Annotated in this window: 12 protein-coding genes; 2 read left to right on the forward strand and 10 right to left on the reverse strand. The window is 67.2% G+C overall.

The features are described from left to right. The 4 genes from U9978_RS01335 to U9978_RS01350 form a co-directional block, all read right to left on the reverse strand. Positions 1–830 (reverse strand): pseudouridine-5'-phosphate glycosidase (locus tag U9978_RS01335; protein WP_322759164.1); only part of this gene is annotated, 830 nt, incomplete at its 3' end. Then, on the reverse strand, positions 808–1,050 hold the full coding sequence (locus U9978_RS01340) for a hypothetical protein (protein WP_322759165.1): 243 nt from the start codon (positions 1,048–1,050) through the stop codon (positions 808–810). The genes U9978_RS01340 and U9978_RS01335, both read right to left, overlap by 23 nt. Beyond that, the gene (locus U9978_RS01345) at positions 1,050–2,648 is read right to left on the reverse strand and encodes a hypothetical protein (protein ID WP_322759166.1); all 1,599 of its coding nucleotides are present in this window, start codon (positions 2,646–2,648) and stop codon (positions 1,050–1,052) included. The genes U9978_RS01340 and U9978_RS01345 overlap by 1 nt, the downstream gene beginning before the upstream one ends. Positions 2,649–3,011: 363 nt before the next feature. Beyond that, entirely contained in the window at positions 3,012–3,824 is an 813-nt protein-coding gene (locus U9978_RS01350) for a polysaccharide deacetylase family protein (RefSeq protein ID WP_322759167.1), read from the reverse strand. 156 nt (positions 3,825–3,980) lie between these two features. On the opposite strand from U9978_RS01350, the gene U9978_RS01355 reads away from it, so the two are divergent. Next, complete coding sequence (locus U9978_RS01355; protein ID WP_322759168.1) at positions 3,981–4,787, forward strand: DUF222 domain-containing protein; 807 nt, start codon at positions 3,981–3,983, stop codon at positions 4,785–4,787. A gap of 1 nt (position 4,788) precedes the next feature. Here the strand turns inward: U9978_RS01355 and clpB are convergent, their stop codons facing one another. The 6 genes from clpB to U9978_RS01385 form a co-directional block, all read right to left on the reverse strand. Next, positions 4,789–7,395: an ATP-dependent chaperone ClpB gene (gene clpB, locus U9978_RS01360; protein WP_322759169.1), complete on the reverse strand. Its 2,607-nt coding sequence runs from the start codon at positions 7,393–7,395 to the stop codon at positions 4,789–4,791. A 145-nt stretch (positions 7,396–7,540) separates the two neighbouring features. After that, entirely contained in the window at positions 7,541–8,029 is a 489-nt protein-coding gene (locus U9978_RS01365; protein ID WP_322759170.1) for a heat shock protein transcriptional repressor HspR, read from the reverse strand. Further along, positions 8,026–9,204 (reverse strand): molecular chaperone DnaJ, encoded by a 1,179-nt coding sequence (gene dnaJ, locus U9978_RS01370; protein ID WP_322759171.1) that lies wholly within the window; start codon positions 9,202–9,204, stop codon positions 8,026–8,028. Before dnaJ ends, U9978_RS01365 begins: the two co-directional genes overlap by 4 nt. A gap of 87 nt (positions 9,205–9,291) precedes the next feature. Next, positions 9,292–10,056 (reverse strand): nucleotide exchange factor GrpE, encoded by a 765-nt coding sequence (gene grpE, locus U9978_RS01375; RefSeq protein WP_416210803.1) that lies wholly within the window; start codon positions 10,054–10,056, stop codon positions 9,292–9,294. Next, positions 10,053–11,882: a molecular chaperone DnaK gene (gene dnaK, locus U9978_RS01380; protein ID WP_322759172.1), complete on the reverse strand. Its 1,830-nt coding sequence runs from the start codon at positions 11,880–11,882 to the stop codon at positions 10,053–10,055. The genes grpE and dnaK overlap by 4 nt, the downstream gene beginning before the upstream one ends. A 392-nt stretch (positions 11,883–12,274) precedes the next feature. Next, a complete protein-coding gene (locus U9978_RS01385; protein WP_322759173.1) occupies positions 12,275–13,426 on the reverse strand; it encodes a nuclease-related domain-containing protein in 1,152 nt (383 codons plus the stop codon). A gap of 518 nt (positions 13,427–13,944) precedes the next feature. Between U9978_RS01385 and U9978_RS01390 the strand changes: the two genes are divergently transcribed. Beyond that, positions 13,945–16,139, forward strand: a 2,195-nt coding sequence (locus U9978_RS01390; RefSeq protein ID WP_322759174.1) for a (Fe-S)-binding protein, incomplete at its 3' end; no start/stop codon positions are given.

A 16,139-nucleotide genomic window follows, 5' to 3' on the forward strand; every position in this document is an offset into this window, starting at 1 on the left:
AGCGCCTCGGCCAGAACGCGGTCGTGCAGGTCATGGTCGAGCTGCTCGGTCTCGGGCACCGGGTTGGCGACGATCACGGCCGAGCGCAGGCCGAGAGCGTCCGCCTCCGCCATGACGGATGCGACTTGGTGCGCTGCGTCCACCCGCCAGTCGAGCGTGAATCCAGTGCGTGACCGGTAGAACCCGGGGAAGATGTCCGTCCGCCAGCCGAGCAGCGTCACCCCGAGGGTTTCCAGCCGTTCCAGGGTCGCGCCGACGTCCAGGATCGACTTCACCCCCGCGCAGACCACGGTGATCGGGGTGCGGGCCAGTGTCACCAGGTCGGCGGATTCGTCGGCGCTGTCGACCCAGCCGCGGTGCACCCCGCCGAGCCCGCCGGTCGCGAACACGCGGATACCGGCGCGGGCAGCCAGTACGGACGTCGAAGCGACCGTGGTCGCGCCGGTGCGGCGTAGCGCGGCGGCGACCGGGAGATCGCGGACGGACAGTTTCGCCACGTCAGGCGCATCCGCGATCATCGAGAGCGCGCTCGCGTCCAGACCGATCGTGGGCGTCCCGGCAATGACGGCAATCGTCGCCGGGGTCACCCCACGGGCGCGCAGCAGGGATTCCAGCTCGGCTGCGACCTCGCGATTGCGCGGACGGGGTAGCCCGTGTGCGATCAGCGTGGATTCGAGCGCGACCACCGGGCGTCCCGCATCCAGCGCCACCCGGACCTCGTCGGCAACCACCAGCCGCGGAGCGTGCCGGCCGGGTGGGTTCTTCCGGTCAATGTACGGATGGTAGCCGCTGCCAACCGGGTCGACTTCAGGCTGCATATTCGAGTACATCGGGGAATCCTTCGCCCGCTTTGGCGACACGGATAAGCTTCAGAATTGCGTGTTCGAGGTGATTCTCGTGTGTGGCACCTGGGACATCTGATAGTTTCAGGTATTCTCTTGCCTGCTTGTCGAATTTTATCAACCCCCAGCGGCCGTCGCCGGGCCCGAACCTGTAGGTGACACTCTCGCTGTCTTCGGACTGTTTCTCCAAGGCCGTGTAGAAGGCCATCAGGGCTCTCCTCGATTTTTCCACGATGGTGGGTTCCATGGGTATCCTGCCTCGTAGGCGGCTGTGTGCGCCTCCCGGTAGGTAGACGAGTGTACCGTTTCGTAGTGGGCTTCATACACTTCGTGTCGGAGGAGATCGATATCTTCGGGAAACGGCTTGCCCTGTTGAAGCCGTCGCCATGCATCGGCCATGTCCGGGTCGGGGTCGAATCTACCGATCCCATGATCCAAAGTATGGGTGTTCATGAATATATGATTTCTTACTGTTTCGATTTCCTCCTCGTTCATTCCTGAAGATCTGGAGATCCGGGTGACGTCCTCGGATGCGTCCAGCGAGCGTATATGCTCATATGCGTCAACGGCATAGCTCTCTCGAACGACATAAGCCCGAATTGACCCTGGATCGCGAATCCTGGCGAGACGCTCGTCCCAGCTCTCAAGAATTCCACCAGTCTGTCGCAGTCCACCCGTCAATGGCACTTGATCCTGGATCGATTGGCGAAGATCAGCAGTTACAGAGGCGAGGTGGGTGCGGGCGGCGGCAGCGGCGGTGTGGGCGAGGGCGGTACCGCTGCGGATTACCCCGGCGACCGCACGACCGTCGCGTAATGCCCCGGTGGCGCCCCGGACGCCACGGGCGAGTCCACCGACCGTGGTGAAGCCTCTGGTACCGGGGATGCAGCCGAGTAAGGCGAAGCCCACGTCCCACAGGGACGCCCGGTCGCTGCCGTATGCGACCAGGGTGTCCGCGAGGACGACGAGGGCGGCGGCGAGCACGACCCATGCGAGGGGCCCGCCGATGGCAAGGGTGACCACGCCCAGGACCGCAACGGTGATCTTCGCGACTTCGACGGCGGCGTGCCAGAGCGTCCCCGCCCGTTCCTTCAGGCATTCCCAGGACCACCAGGGTCTGTTCCGGATCCCGGCGTGGGAGGCGTCGCGGATGGCGCGGGCGCAGCTCGTTGCCGCATCCTCGCGCAGCTGCCTCGCAGCGAGGGCGAGCCGGCGGGCGGCGTCGAGGTCGTCCTGGGCGGCCCGTACGGAGCCGCGTGCCTGGTCGAGGCGGACCTGGGCCGCCTGCTGATTGCGGATCGCCTGCGCCACCTGCGCCGGATCGGGCGGGGGAACGCCGACGGCTGGGGTATGGACGGGCGGGGAGTGGAAGGCCGGGGCCAGGTCGGTGACGGTCGACAGTGCCGAGGCCAGTGCGGTCTGTGCCGGGTCGACCAGCATCCGGGTCTGATCACGGTGGGCACGCGCCTCCCGACCCTGCGACAGCGCCCGGTCGGCCTGGGCCTGCGCCGCAACCAGGACCGGCTCGTAGGCGTTCAGCGCCCGGCCGGCCATCCGGTAGGAGGTCTCGAGTTTCTGTAACTGCCCGGGGAACGTCTCCAGCTCGTCGCGGTAGGCGTCGCCGGCCCGGCCGATCCAGGACCGGGCGACTCCGCCGGCGGTCATCGCCGTCACCTGCCTGCGGGCGTGCTCGACGTCCGCGGCGAACTCCAGGAACCGCTGGGCGAGTTGGCGGACGGAGAACGGATCACCCGGGGCCGGGTCGCCGTCCAGCTCCAGCACATCCCAGTCGGTGGGCCGGTTCATCCACCCGGTCCGAGGTCAGGGAACTCTCGGTCAGAGAGCCGGCCAGGATGACGGATCGTCGCTGCCACGCGTCACTCCGACATGGTCAGGGTCAGGCCACAGGCATGCGGTCACAAGAGGCGTCCGAATTGTAGCATGAGTGACCGTTTGCCCGCCTTAGTGGTCGGCGCCGGAAGTTCGTCCAGGGTCTGCCGGCGCCAGGCGGCGCCTCGCTTCGTTGTCGTCAGCCCAGGTAGAACACCGCTACCTGGGCGTCCTCCGCCTCGCGACGCATCCACCTGACATCCGACACCCCCCGAACAACTTCCGGCGCCGACCACTTAGGAGTGAGGCCGCCTCCCGCGGGGATCAGACGAGCGGAAGTCAGGCGAACAGGTCGCGTACCGTCACCGGCCGTAGCCCTTTTTGCTGCAGGCCGACGACGATCCGCGGCAGGGCCGGAATTGTACCGGCATGCCCGAAGTGCAGGCTTATCACCGAGCCGGGTTGGACCGTTGCCAGCGTGCGCGTGACCACAGCGTCGGCACCGGGGTCGGTGTAGTCGAGGGGATCCACATCGTAGGACAGGCAGTGAGCATAACCGGCGCGGCCGGCCTCGGCGAGCACCGTCGGAGTGCTGTGGTGCATCGCTGAAGGCCGAAAGTAGTCCCCCGGTCCGCCGGTCACTCGGTCCATGATCTCTTGCGAGCGCTCCACCTCCGTGCGCACCACGGAAACGCTCTGTCGGTCGAGATCGGCGAGGTGGGTGTACGTGTGGTTCCCGATCTCGTGCCCGCCATCTCTGACGCGACGGGCGTAGTCCGGATACCGTTCCAGCCAGTTGCACACGAACATGCAGGTAATCGGCACATGTGCCTGTGCCACGGCGGCGAGGAGCCCGTCGACCAGGGCGATGTCACCGTTGGTGTGGAATGTCAGGGCCACCTCCGGGCGTCCTGAACTCGCGCGCATCAGTTCGGCTGCGGGCCCGCCCGCCGCGGTCGGCGTCAACGCGGTTGCCGGCGGTTGCGCCGGTTGGGATGCGGCTGCGGGTGCCGTCGGCGCGGGGGAGGGTGCGCCCGCCTCGGGCTGGGCTTCGGCTCGACCGGCGTTGCTTGCGGTCGCCGAGCATCCCATGAGAGTCACGGCGACCCCGGCCATCAGGCCGCGGCGGGTCAGCCGACCGGGAACACACACCGGAACACCCTAGCGCCGCAATCCGCGCCACAACCGGACGTCACAGCACTGCGCAGGTTCGATGGCGCGGGTGCGGCATGTCATCGACGGGTTGATCGCGGCTGATTCGTCGGCTATGATTCGAACATAGGTTCGACTCTTGGTGAGGGTGGCGGTATGACCGGCAGTATGACCGACAGTGGGTTGGCTGACCTGCCCGGGCTGCGGGGCATGGCGGCCGGGTTCGATCCATCGGAATTGTCGGCACGGGAGGTGGCGGAGTTTGTCATGGAGTTACGTCGGTTCACCAACGCCTTGGAGGCATTGTGGGTCAGGTCGATCGATCGTTTGGACAGGTCGCGGTGGTGGCAGGCCGACGGCTTTCTCTCAGTGCAGGCGTGGCTGCGCTTCCGCTGCGGGGTGTCGCGCTCCGCAGGGTCGGCAGTGCTGCGCGCGAGTCGGGAGCTGGCGGTGTTCCCAGAACTGACGGCCGTGTTCCGGGAGGGTGATGTGTCCTTCTCCCATGTTCATGCGGTGACCTCAGCGGTGACGCCACAACGTCGGGAGGCGGCAATCAAATCCCATGGGATGTTCACATTCGCGGCTCGGGGGACGGACCCGGCGACGTTGGGGCGGGTCGTGCGTTACTGGGCGCAGGCGTCTGATCCCGACGGCGCGGACAGGGACCGTGACAGGGCCCATCGGGCGCGCGGATTGATCCTATCGTCGTCGGTTGAGGGCAAGGTGTTCCTGGATGCCCAGTTCGACGCCGAGGGTGGGGAGACCGTCACTGCGGCGTTGGACGCGGCGATGGGAGGCGCACCCGTAGCGGGTGATGACCGGTCAAAAGCGCAGCGGCGGGCGGACGCCCTGATCGAAATCGCCAGGCATTACCTGGGCCAGGCGGATCTTTCCCAGGTGCATGGCCAGGGTGTTGAACCCATCGGGTTGAACCCGCCGCGTCCCTATTGCCGGGCGCTCTAAGTCACACCGCCCGGACGGCTGGTTGAACACGGAGACCGGGTCGGTCCGGGTCGACATCCACGACGACCTCGTCACCGTCACGGACTGTTCCGGCGAGCAGCTCCCGAGCGAGCGAGTCACCGATCGAGGTCTGCACCAGCCTGCGCAGCGGGCGCGCCCCGAAGACCGGGTCAAAGCCAGCGTCGGCGAGCCAGACTCGCGCTGGGCCCGCGACTGTGAGCGTGATCCGCCGGTCGGTGAGCCGGGCCCGCAGTCGGTCGAGCTGGAGGTCGACGATGCGGGCGAGATCTTCTTTGGTCAGCTGATCGAAGACCAGAACGTCGTCAAGTCGGTTGAGGAACTCGGGCTTGAACGCCTCCCGGACGATGACCATCACAGAGTCGCGTCGCACCTGGGGTGACAGGGTCGGGTCCGCGATGAACTGCGACCCGAGGTTGGACGTCATTACTACGATCGTGCTGCGGAAGTCGACCGTTCGACCCTGACCGTCGGTGAGGCGTCCGTCGTCGAGCACCTGCAGCAGAATGTCGAAGACGTCGGGATGGGCCTTCTCGACCTCGTCGAGCAGGATCACGCTGTACGGACGGCGGCGGATGGCTTCGGTGAGCTGCCCGCCGGACTCGAACCCGATGTAGCCGGGCGGCGCGCCGATGAGCCGGGCCACCGAGTGCTTCTCGGCATACTCGCTCATGTCGATGCGCACCACGGCGCGTTCGTCGTCGAACAGGAAGTCGGCGAGTGCCCTCGCGAGCTCGGTTTTGCCGACGCCGGTAGGACCGAGGAACAGGAAGGAGCCGGTCGGCCGATCCGGGTCGGAGATGCCGGCACGGGCGCGGCGCACGGCGTCGGAGACAGCACCTACCGCGGCATGCTGCCCGATCACGCGGGCATGCAGTTCGTCCTCCATGCGGAGCAGTTTGGCGCTCTCACCCTCCAGGAGCCGCCCGGCGGGAATGCCCGTCCAGGATGCGACGACCTCGGCGACGTCGTCCGGGCCGACCTCCTCCTTCAGCATCGCGCCGCCGGGCTCGTCCGGGCCGGGTAGTGCGTCGGTTGCCGCCGCGAGCCGCTTCTCCAGCATCGGGATCATGCCGTAGCGCAGCTCTCCTGCCTTGGCCAGATCAAGATCCCGTTCGGCGACCTCAACGGCGCGCTTGGCGTTCTCCAGCTCTTCCTTGACCTTCTGCACCTCGACGATGGAACTCTTCTCCGCCTGCCACTGGGTGGTGAGACTTGTCAGTTCCGCCCGCTTGTCGGCCCGCTCGCGCTGGAGGCGGCCAAGGCGTTCCTTGGACGCGTCGTCGCTCTCCTTGGACAGCGCCATCTCCTCGATCTCCAGACGCCGTACGGCCCGTTCCAGCTCGTCGATGGCCACGGGTCGGCTGTCGATCTCCATTCGGAGTCGGGATGCGGCCTCGTCCACCAGGTCGATTGCCTTGTCGGGCAGGAACCGCCCACTGACGTACCGGTCGGAGAGGGTGGCTGCGGCGACGAGGGCTGCATCGGTGATGCGTACGCCGTGGTGCACCTCGTACCGTTCCTTGAGGCCGCGCAGGATACCGATGGTGTCCTCCGTCGAGGGCTCGCCGACCAGGACTGGCTGGAATCGGCGCTCCAGGGCCGGGTCCTTCTCGATGCGGGTGCGGTACTCGTTGAGGGTCGTTGCGCCGATCATGCGCAGCTCGCCGCGGGCGAGCATGGGCTTGAGCATGTTGCCGGCGTCCATGGCACCTTCGGCGGCGCCGGCACCGACCACCGTGTGCAGCTCGTCGATGAACGTGATAAGCCGACCTTCGGCGGACCGGATCTCGTTGAGGACGGCCCGTAGCCGTTCCTCGAATTCACCGCGCAGTTTCGACCCGGCCACCATCGACCCGAGGTCGAGCGACACGATGCGTCGGTTGCGCAGGGATTCTGGAACGTCACCGGCGACGACCCGCAGTGCCAGCCCTTCGACGATCGCGGTCTTGCCGACGCCGGGTTCGCCGATGAGGACGGGGTTGTTCTTCGTCCGTCTCGACAGGACCTGCACAACCCGCCGAATCTCGGCGTCGCGGCCGATCACCGGGTCGAGCTTGCCGGCTCGCGCCTGCTCGGTGAGATCGACGGAGAACTTGTCCAATGCCCGGTAGGAGTCTTCCGGGTCGCGACTGGTCACCCGGTGGACGCCGCCGCGGACGGTTTCGAACGCTCCACGCAGGGTTTCGGCGGTTGCGCCGAACTCGGTCAGCACCCGCGATGCCTCGCCGCCCTCCTCCGCGAGCGCGACCAGCAGGTGTTCCACTGAGGTGTACTCGTCGCCGAGCCGATTCGCCTGCCGCTCGGCGTTGTCCAGGACGGTGATGAGCTGACGGGACAGCTGAGGCGGGGAGACGCTGGCGCCGGTGGCGTGCGGCAGCCGGCTGACCGCGGCCTCCGCGCGGGCGCGTACCTGGGCAAGTGGGGCCCCGGTGACGTCAAGGAGGTCGACTGCGACCCCGCTCGGCTGGCTCAGGACGGCTACGAGCAGATGTAGCGGGTCGACGAGCGGTGAGCCGTCGCCGGTAGCGCGGCTGACTGCGGAGGAGAGTGCTTCCTGGGAGCGAGCGGTGAGCCGGTCCACGTTCATGGGAGTCCTAGAATGATCGTTTAGTTGGTTCCATCTTCCTTAACGCTCAGAATAGTTGAGTCGTTCCGGCTTAAGGTTGAGTCTCGTACAGCAGTCGGGTCCGGTTGCGGCGGGCGCGGCGCTGTTTTGCCTGGGCTGAGGTGGTCTAACGGCGAGGGCCGGGTCGCCAGACCACGATCGCACCGCGGTCGACAGGCACGAGATCTCGCCGGTGGCTCTTGTGCGCCTCGGCCACCCGGCGTTCGGCGTCGGCGCGGGCCAGCGCCAGCTCCTCGGTAAGTTGCCGGACCTGCGCCTGTAGGATCATCACCTGGCTGCCCAGCTCCAGGATCCGGCGGATCCCCGCAAGGTTGACCCCCTCCTCCTGGGACAGCCGTTGTACCTCCCGCAGCAGCGCCACATCCCGGACGGAGTACCGCCGGCCGCGTCCGGATGTGCGACCCGGAGTCACCAGCCCCAGCCGGTCGTAGGCCCGCAGCGTCTGCGGGTGCATGCCGGCCAGCTGCGCGGCAATGGAGATCACATACACGGGAGTGTCGTCGTCGTGCGCCGGTCCGGGGCCGGGCCGGGGTGCCGCAGGCGGACCGGTCGGTGGGTGCGGCGGGTCGGCCGTACGGCTCGGCCGTGGTTTCATGGCCGGCCCTCCATCTGTGCCATCAGCGATGTGCGTGGATCTTCGGGATGGGCGTGTGCGAACTCCTGTAGCGCGGTGCGGGCCTTGGGGGAGAGGTCAGCGGGCCGTGGCACCGTGACTTCGATCGTCACGATGAGGTCACCGTGGCCGTGGCTGCCCCGCGGCACCCCGCGGTCCCGAACCCGCAGGCGCTGCCCGCTCGACGTTCCGGACGGAACCTTCACCGTCAGCGGGGCACCGTCGATCGTCGGAACTTTCACCGATGCACCCAGCGCGGCTTCGGTGAAGGTCACCGGCAAGATGATCGTCAGGTTGTGCCCCTCCCGGCCGAAAACCGGGTGGGCCAGCACGTGGACGGTGACTTCGAGGTCGCCGGACTGCCCGCCGCGTTCACCCGGCGATCCGCGGCCGCGGACCCGGAGCCGTTGACCGTCCGCGACCCCTGGTGGGATACGGATCCGCTGTTCGCGTTCCCGCCGTCCCGTGCCCAGGCAGCTCGGGCACGGGGAATCAATGATCGTTCCCTTGCCGATGCAGTCACGGCACGGCTCCGACAGGGCAAACCCACCCTGCGAACGGGACACCACGCCCAGGCCCCGGCAGGTCGTGCATGTTCGCGGCGTCGTGCCCGGCCGGGCGCCGCTTCCCACGCAGGTGACGCAGGTCGCGGCGCCCGGCAGGCGGACGGTGGCCTCAAGCCCGGTCAGGGTCTTCTCGAACGGGATCGTGACTTCGGCCGCGATGTCGCTGCCACGGCGAGGGCCACGGCCGCTTGGCGACCGTTGGAAGAGGTTGTCGAACAGACCCCCGAGGCCGCCGGGACCGGGGCCTGCGCCCGCCCCGCCCAGCAGGTCATCCAGGTTGAACGCGCCGCCGGCTCCGAAGCCGCCCGGTTGGTAGCCGTAACCACCCGTGGGATGGCCGGCGGTGCCACCCGCGGCGAACAGCGCCCGCGCCTCGTCGTACTCCCGGCGCCGGGATTCGTCCGACAGCACGTCGTAGGCCTCGGAGACCTCCTTGAAGCGCGCCTCTGCCTTCGGGTCATCGGGGTTCTTGTCCGGATGCAGTTCGAGGGCAAGCCGACGATACGCCTTCTTGATATCGATCGCCGAGGCGTCCTTGGGGACGCCGAGAGCGGCGTAGTAATCCTTTTCGACCATGTCACGAACACTCACGGCGCCCCTCCTTTCACCATCATGTCGTGTATCGACGCTCGAAGCGGACGTTGCCTGGCAAAAGGTCGGATGGCATCGACTTCTCGACTACTCGACGGCTTCCGGCGCGCCGCCTCCCGCATTCGGCGTGCTTCCCGCCGTCGCGTCTCGCACGCTCTGGTTGATGTCAGCCTCCGCGCCCGCATCCACGCCCGCATCCACGCCCGCATCCGGCGCCGGCTCCGCGACCGACACCTGGGCCGGCCGCAGCACCCGACCGGCGTGGCGATAGCCGGCGCGGAAGACGTCCACGCAGGTCGACCGGGTCACCTGTGAGGAGTAGGTGTGCATGAGCGCGTCGTGGATCAGCGGGTCGAACTCGTCGCCCTGGGAGCCGAACCGCTCGAGCCCGGCGGTCTCAAGCGCGCTCTCCAGCGACTCGGCGACCGCCTTGAACGGACCTTCCAGATCGCCATGGTCACGTGCCCGGCCGATATCGTCGAGGGTGGGCAGCAGCACCGCCAGCAGCTTTGCCGTCGCTTGCTCGGCCATGACCAGGCGGTCCCGCTCGACCCGGCGGCGGTAGTTGTCGAACTCGGCCTTGAGCCGCTGGAGGTCGGCGGTGCGTTCGACGACCTGCTGGCGCAGGGGCTCCAGCAACTCCCCGTCGTCGGTTGCGGCGCCCACGCTCGCAGAGCTCGCGGCCGCCGCTGCGGCGTCGTCGCCATCGCCCGGAGCCTTTGCCTCCACCCGGATGGCGTCCCCGCGTACCTGTCCGCTCTCTGGATCAATGCGGCGCTTGTCCCGGACGATCACGGGCTCGTCCGGCGTGGACATGCCGAGTGTCCAGTCATCCCCGTGAGTCGGCGTCACTTCTTGTCCTCCTCGTCCACTATCTCGGCGTCCACGACGTCGTCGTCCGCGCCCGAACCGCCCGCGCCGGCTGGACCGCCTGCGCTCTGCGCATCGGCGTAGAGCGACTGACCCATCGCGGAGCTGGCCTTGGCGAGCTCGCCGGTGGCCTCGCGAATGGCCGCGATGTCAGTACCGCCGACCGCTGCGCGCAGCGTGGACAGTTTCTCCTCCACGTCGGCCTTGATCGTGGCATCGATATTGTCGCCGTTCTCGGCCAGGAACCGCTCGGTGGTGTACACGAGGGTCTCGCCCTGGTTGCGGGTCTCGGCCTCCTCGCGGCGTTTGCGGTCCTCCTCGGCGTACTGCTCGGCGTCGCGGACCATCTTGTCGATGTCGTCCTTGGGCAGCGCCGAGCCGCCGGTGATCGTCATCGACTGCTCCTTGCCGGTGCCCAGGTCCTTCGCGGAGACGTGGACGATGCCGTTGGCGTCGATGTCGAAGGTGACCTCGATCTGCGGGATGCCGCGGGGCGCCGGCGGCAGGCCGGTGAGCTCGAACATGCCGAGCTTCTTGTTGTAGGACGCCATCTCACGCTCGCCCTGGAAGACCTGGATCTGGACGGAGGGCTGGCTGTCCTCGGCGGTCGTGAAGATCTCCGACCGTTTGGTGGGGATGGTCGTGTTGCGTTCGATGAGCTTGGTCATGATTCCGCCCTTGGTCTCGATGCCGAGGGAGAGCGGGGTGACGTCGAGCAGCAGGACGTCCTTGACCTCACCCTTGAGGACACCGGCCTGCAGGGATGCGCCCACGGCGACGACCTCGTCGGGGTTGACGCCCTTGTTCGGCTCCTTACCGCCGGTGAGTTCGCGGACCAGGTCGACGACGGCCGGCATCCGGGTGGACCCGCCGACGAGCACGACGTGGTCGATGTCGGAGACCTTGACCCCGGCGTCCTTGACGGCCTGCTGGAAGGGGTGCTTGCAGCGGTCGATCAGATCGGAGGTCATCCGCTGGAACTCCGAGCGGGTCAGGGCGACGTCCAGGTGTAGCGGGCCCTCGGCCGAGGCGGTGATGTAGGGCAGGTTGATGCTCGTCTGGGTGGATTGCGACAGTTCGATCTTGGCCTTCTCGGCGGCTTCCCGCAGGCGCTGCAGGGCCATCTTGTCCTTGCCGAGGTCGACGCCGTGCTGACCGGAGAATGTTTTGATCAGGTGGTCGGTGACGCGCTGGTCCCAGTCGTCGCCACCGAGGTGGGTGTCACCGGAGGTCGACTTCACCTCGACGACACCGTCACCGATCTCCAGCAGGGACACGTCGAAGGTGCCGCCACCGAGGTCGAAGACCAGGATGGTCTGCTCCTTCTCGCCCTTGTCCAGGCCGTAGGCGAGGGCTGCCGCGGTGGGCTCGTTCACGATGCGCAGGACGTTGAGACCGGCGATGGTGCCCGCCTCGGTCGTCGCCTGACGCTGGGCGTCGTCGAAATAGGCGGGCACGGTGATGACCGCATCGGCCACGGGCTCACCGAGGTAGGACTCGGCATCCCGCTTGAGCTTCTGGAGGATGAAGGCGCTGATCTGCTGCGGGGTGAAGTCCTTGGTGTCGACCTTCATCTTCCAGTCGGTGCCCATGTGGCGCTTGACCGACCGGATGGTCCGTTCGACGTTCGTGACCGCCTGCCGTTTCGCGACTTCGCCAACCAGGACCTCGCCGTTCTTGGCGAAGGCGACGACGGACGGGGTCGTCCGGGAACCCTCGGCATTGGCGATCACCGTGGGCTCGCCGCCCTCGAGCACGCTCACGACGGAGTTCGTGGTGCCGAGGTCGATACCGACCGCTCGTGCCATGTCTGTGTGCCTCTCGGATCAGGACGGCCCGGCCACTCGGTTGTCTGGAGAGCTCGGCCGGGACCGCTCGGGTAGTAGTTGAGTCCTTCGCACTCAGAATCTAATGATAGCAGCGCCATCGTCAAACATGAGTTGCTAGGACTCAAGGTTCCTGAGGGCGGTTCTGTTCCCGAGTCGCGGCAGGCTGCCGCGGCTGCCGCGGCGGTCGCGAGGGAGCGGCAGGCCAGGGATCCGAATACCGGCAGCGGTCACGGCGGCGCGCAGCGGCCCGGCCAGCGCCCAGCCGGTCCAGCCGGTCCAGCCGGTCCAGCCGAGGCAAGCGGAATGAGAGCGCCCGGCAATAAGAGCGACCGGCAATGGGAACGTGGATCAAGGAGCGGGGTGTCGACGAATCAGGCGCTGAACGGACCGCCGGGATCCTGCGGGTCGTCGGCGAGATGCGCAGGAGAAGGGGCGGTCATGGCCGTGAGCTCGTTGATGAGGTCCCCGTCGCCGCTGTCGCCATCGCCGTCCCCGCTGTCGCCATTGGTACGTGCCGTCGGGATGGCGGATCGGTCGCTTGGTTCGGCACGTCGCGCAAGATCACTCTCGATCTTCGCCAGTCGATCGAGCATGTCGGTGGCGTCACCACCGCGTTCACGAATGGTGCGCAGCGCATCCATCAACGTGAGCCATTGGTCGCGGTCGACGGTGACGGCGTCGGCGAGCTCGTTGGGCGAGTACGTCGGGAACAGGCGCTGGACGACGGCGATGACCTTGGTGACCTCCGCCGGGTTGAGGCGGGCCGGCCGGCCCCGGACATAGGACACAAGATCCTTCAGGCTGATGAGGGTGACACCTTCGACCGCTCCGTCGCTCCACAGAACGCCCGCCTCGACCATCACCAGGATCGGTGTGACCGGAATCTTGATCATTGGTGTGGCCGTACGGGTTCGGGCGCGAACCTCGTCCCCGAGCCATTTGGTGAGCTCAAGCGGCTGACTCAACGACTGTCCGTCGACCTTGGCCCCGTCCTTGGCCCCGTCCTTGGCGTAGCGCACGGTGCCGGTGGAGGCGTCGCTCTTTATCATCATGACTCCGCCCGGCCCGACCAGCAGGTGTCCGATGGTCGCCTCGGAACCGGGGATGCGGCGGTCGTGCATGATTACGTATCCATACCGGCGGAGCCGGTTGATCGCGCTGGCCGTCTTGCGTTCGGCCTCGGCGCCTTCGCGCAGCGCCTCGATCTCAGCGACCGGATCGAATGATCGACCAATCACGATCAGTGGCCAGCCGAGTTCGATCAGTAGAAACACACCCACGGCGATGGATGTCGACAGGCGAAGGCCCGACGCCACCAAGACAGCGAATATGACCGCGATGGGGAAGGCACGCAACGCGGCGCGCGGCACGGTGTACGCGAGGCGTTCACGCCGCATCTGCGCATGCTGTTCGCGCGCCCGCTGGTAGGCCATCTGGAGGGAATAGCCGGGACGGTCCCGGGTGTCGCCTCCGAACGGGCTTCTGAGCGAGCCTCTGCCCAGGCTCTTCATCGTACTCGCCATCGTGTCCACCATGGATCGTGAGGTCGCCGACATTGTCCGGAGCCTTGGTATCGCCGCTCTTCCAAGCGCCGAGCGTCGTCGCGACAGCGCGCACGCGTGTTACGGGCCGCACTCATCCTGCAACCATTGGCCTCGCCAGGACAAGGGAATCCCAGTAATTGGTCCAAATTCCCCGTGGTTGGCGGGACGTTGGTCCGGTCCGCCCCTGAAACAAGACAGCTATATGATATAGCTGTTTGATCTAATTTGGATGGCTGTAGGCCAGATCGGAGCGTTCTGCCGGTGCCGAGGCGCCCTTAGGGCTGCGCGTGACCCGTGTGTGTAGGAAGGTGGGCAGCGGTCTGGTGGGCGGCGATCCGGTAGGTCGTGGTCTGGTGGGCGGCGATCCGGTAGGTCGTGGTCTGGTGGGCGGCGATCCGGTAGGCAGCGATCCGGCTGGGGTCGGTCTGGTTCGGCGGGCAAGTTACCGACTGGTAGCAGTACGCTCCCACCGTCGGTAGGAGTAACTGGAGGATGTGTTGAGACTCGCTATCGGTGGAGTGATCGCCGTTGTCGCTCTGGCGGTGGCCGGACGACGGTTCTACTGGTTGTTCAGGCTGATCCGCCAGGGTCAGCCCGCTCCCGGTCGGTTCGACGGAGCCGGCGTGCGCCTGTGGAGCGAGATCAGCGAGGTGGGCGGTCAGCGGAAGCTGCTGAAGTGGACGGTCCCCGGGATCGCGCATGCCTTCACCTTCTGGGGCTTCACGATCCTCATGCTGACCGTGATCGAGGCGTTCGGCGCGCTGTTCGACGATCACTTCCACATCCCGTTGTTCGGGCACTGGGCGGTGGTCGGCTTCATCGAGGACTTCTTCACCGTCGCGGTCCTGGCGGGGCTGGCGGCCTTCACGGTCATCCGGCTGCGCAACGCCCCCGCCCGCCTCGAGCGAAAGTCGCGGTTCTACGGGTCACACACCGGGCCGGCCTGGGTCATCCTCGGGATGATCACTTCGGTGATGGTCACCCTGCTGATCCTGCGCGGCGCCCAGTTCAACGCCGGCACCCACCCGCAGGGGGACACCAGGTGGGCCTTTGCCTCGTACCTGGTCAGCCGCCCGCTGGACGCCTTCTCGACGTCGATCAACGAGCACATAGAGACCGTCTTCCTGCTGCTCAACATCGCCATCATCATGGGCTTCCTGGTGTTGGTCGCCTACTCCAAGCACCTGCACATCTTCCTTGCGCCGATCAATGTCATCACCAAGCGCGAGCCCAGGGCGCTCGGCTCGCTCGGCAGCACTCCTGACATCGAAAGCCTGATGGAGGCTGACGACCCGATCGTCGGTGTCGGCAAGATCGAGGATTTCTCCTGGAAGGCCATGCTCGACTTCTCCACCTGCACGGAGTGCGGGCGGTGCCAGAGTCAGTGCCCGGCCTGGAACACCGGCAAGCCGCTGTCACCGAAGCTTCTGATCATGGATTTGCGTGACCATCTCTTCGCCAAGGCGCCGTACCTGCTCGCAGCCAACGGCGCCGGGGACGGCGACGAAGCCACGGCCGGCACCGGCGCCGGAGCCGCGGCGGCCACCGGCACCGCGGACGCGTCGGCGAAGCACGCCGTCCACCACGTACCCGAGTCGGGCTTCGGGCGGGTCCCCGAGCCCGGTCAGCCGCAGGCCGATCGGCCGCTCGTCGGTACCGAGGAGGAAGGCGGGGTCATCGACCCCGACGTCCTGTGGTCCTGCACCAACTGCGGTGCCTGCGTCGAGCAGTGTCCCGTCGACATCGAGCATGTCGACCACATCATCGACATGCGCCGCTATCAGGTGATGATCGAGTCGGCCTTCCCGAGCGAGGCCGGCGTGATGCTGCGCAACCTGGAGAACAACGGCAACCCGTGGGGTGTCTCGGCCCGGGTCCGCACCGAGTGGACCGAGGGTCTGGCGTTCGACGTCCGCGTGCTGGACGACGGCGAGGCCATCCCCGACGATGTCGAGTACCTGTACTGGGTGGGCTGCGCCGGCGCCATCGAAGACCGGGCCAAGAAGGTCTCCCGGGCGTTCGCCGAACTGCTGCACACCGCCGGGGTGTCGTTCGCCATCCTCGGCACGAGCGAGTCGTGCACCGGTGATCCGGCCCGGCGGCTCGGCAACGAGTACCTGTACCAGGAGATGGCCAAGGCCAACATCGAGGTCCTCAACGCCGCGGCCGCGAAGAAGATCGTGGCCACCTGCCCGCACTGCTTCAACAGCCTCGCGAACGAGTACCCGGCGCTCGGTGGGACGTACGAGGTCATCCATCACACGCAGCTGCTCGGCAAGTTGGTCGAGGACGGACGGCTCGTGCCCGTCCAGCCGGTGGACTCCTCCGTTACCTACCACGACCCGTGTTTCCTCGGGCGGCACAACCAGGTCTACACCCCGCCGCGGGAGATCCTCGACAGCATTCCGGGCCTGCGCAGCCAGGAGATGCACCGCTGCAAGGAGCGTGGCTTCTGCTGTGGCGCCGGTGGCGCCCGCATGTGGATGGAAGAGAAGATCGGGAAGCGGGTCAACGTCGAACGTGTGGATGAGGCGCTCGCGCTCGATCCGGACATCGTGTCCACGGCCTGCCCGTTCTGCATCGTCATGCTGACCGATGCCGTCACCGAGAAGAAGCAGTCGGGTGGGGCGAAGGAAGGCGTCGAGGTCCTCGATGTCTCCCAGCTGCTCGCCCGGTCACTAGCCGCGCCGGT

The organism is Protofrankia sp. Cr2 (genome assembly GCF_963555885.1).
Classification (GTDB): Bacteria; Actinomycetota; Actinomycetes; order Frankiales; family Frankiaceae; genus Protofrankia.

What these genes read in the sequence shown, in the direction of transcription:
- U9978_RS01340 (WP_322759165.1), bottom strand. Translation starts at nt 1,050, where the DNA reads ATGGCCTTCTACACGGCCTTGGAGAAACAGTCCGAAGACAGCGAGAGT.
- U9978_RS01345 (WP_322759166.1), bottom strand. Translation starts at nt 2,648, where the DNA reads ATGAACCGGCCCACCGACTGGGATGTGCTGGAGCTGGACGGCGACCCG.
- U9978_RS01355 (WP_322759168.1), top strand. Translation starts at nt 3,981, where the DNA reads ATGACCGGCAGTATGACCGACAGTGGGTTGGCTGACCTGCCCGGGCTG.
- clpB (WP_322759169.1), bottom strand. Translation starts at nt 7,395, where the DNA reads ATGAACGTGGACCGGCTCACCGCTCGCTCCCAGGAAGCACTCTCCTCC.
- U9978_RS01365 (WP_322759170.1), bottom strand. Translation starts at nt 8,029, where the DNA reads ATGAAACCACGGCCGAGCCGTACGGCCGACCCGCCGCACCCACCGACC.
- dnaK (WP_322759172.1), bottom strand. Translation starts at nt 11,882, where the DNA reads ATGGCACGAGCGGTCGGTATCGACCTCGGCACCACGAACTCCGTCGTG.
- U9978_RS01385 (WP_322759173.1), bottom strand. Translation starts at nt 13,426, where the DNA reads ATGGCGAGTACGATGAAGAGCCTGGGCAGAGGCTCGCTCAGAAGCCCG.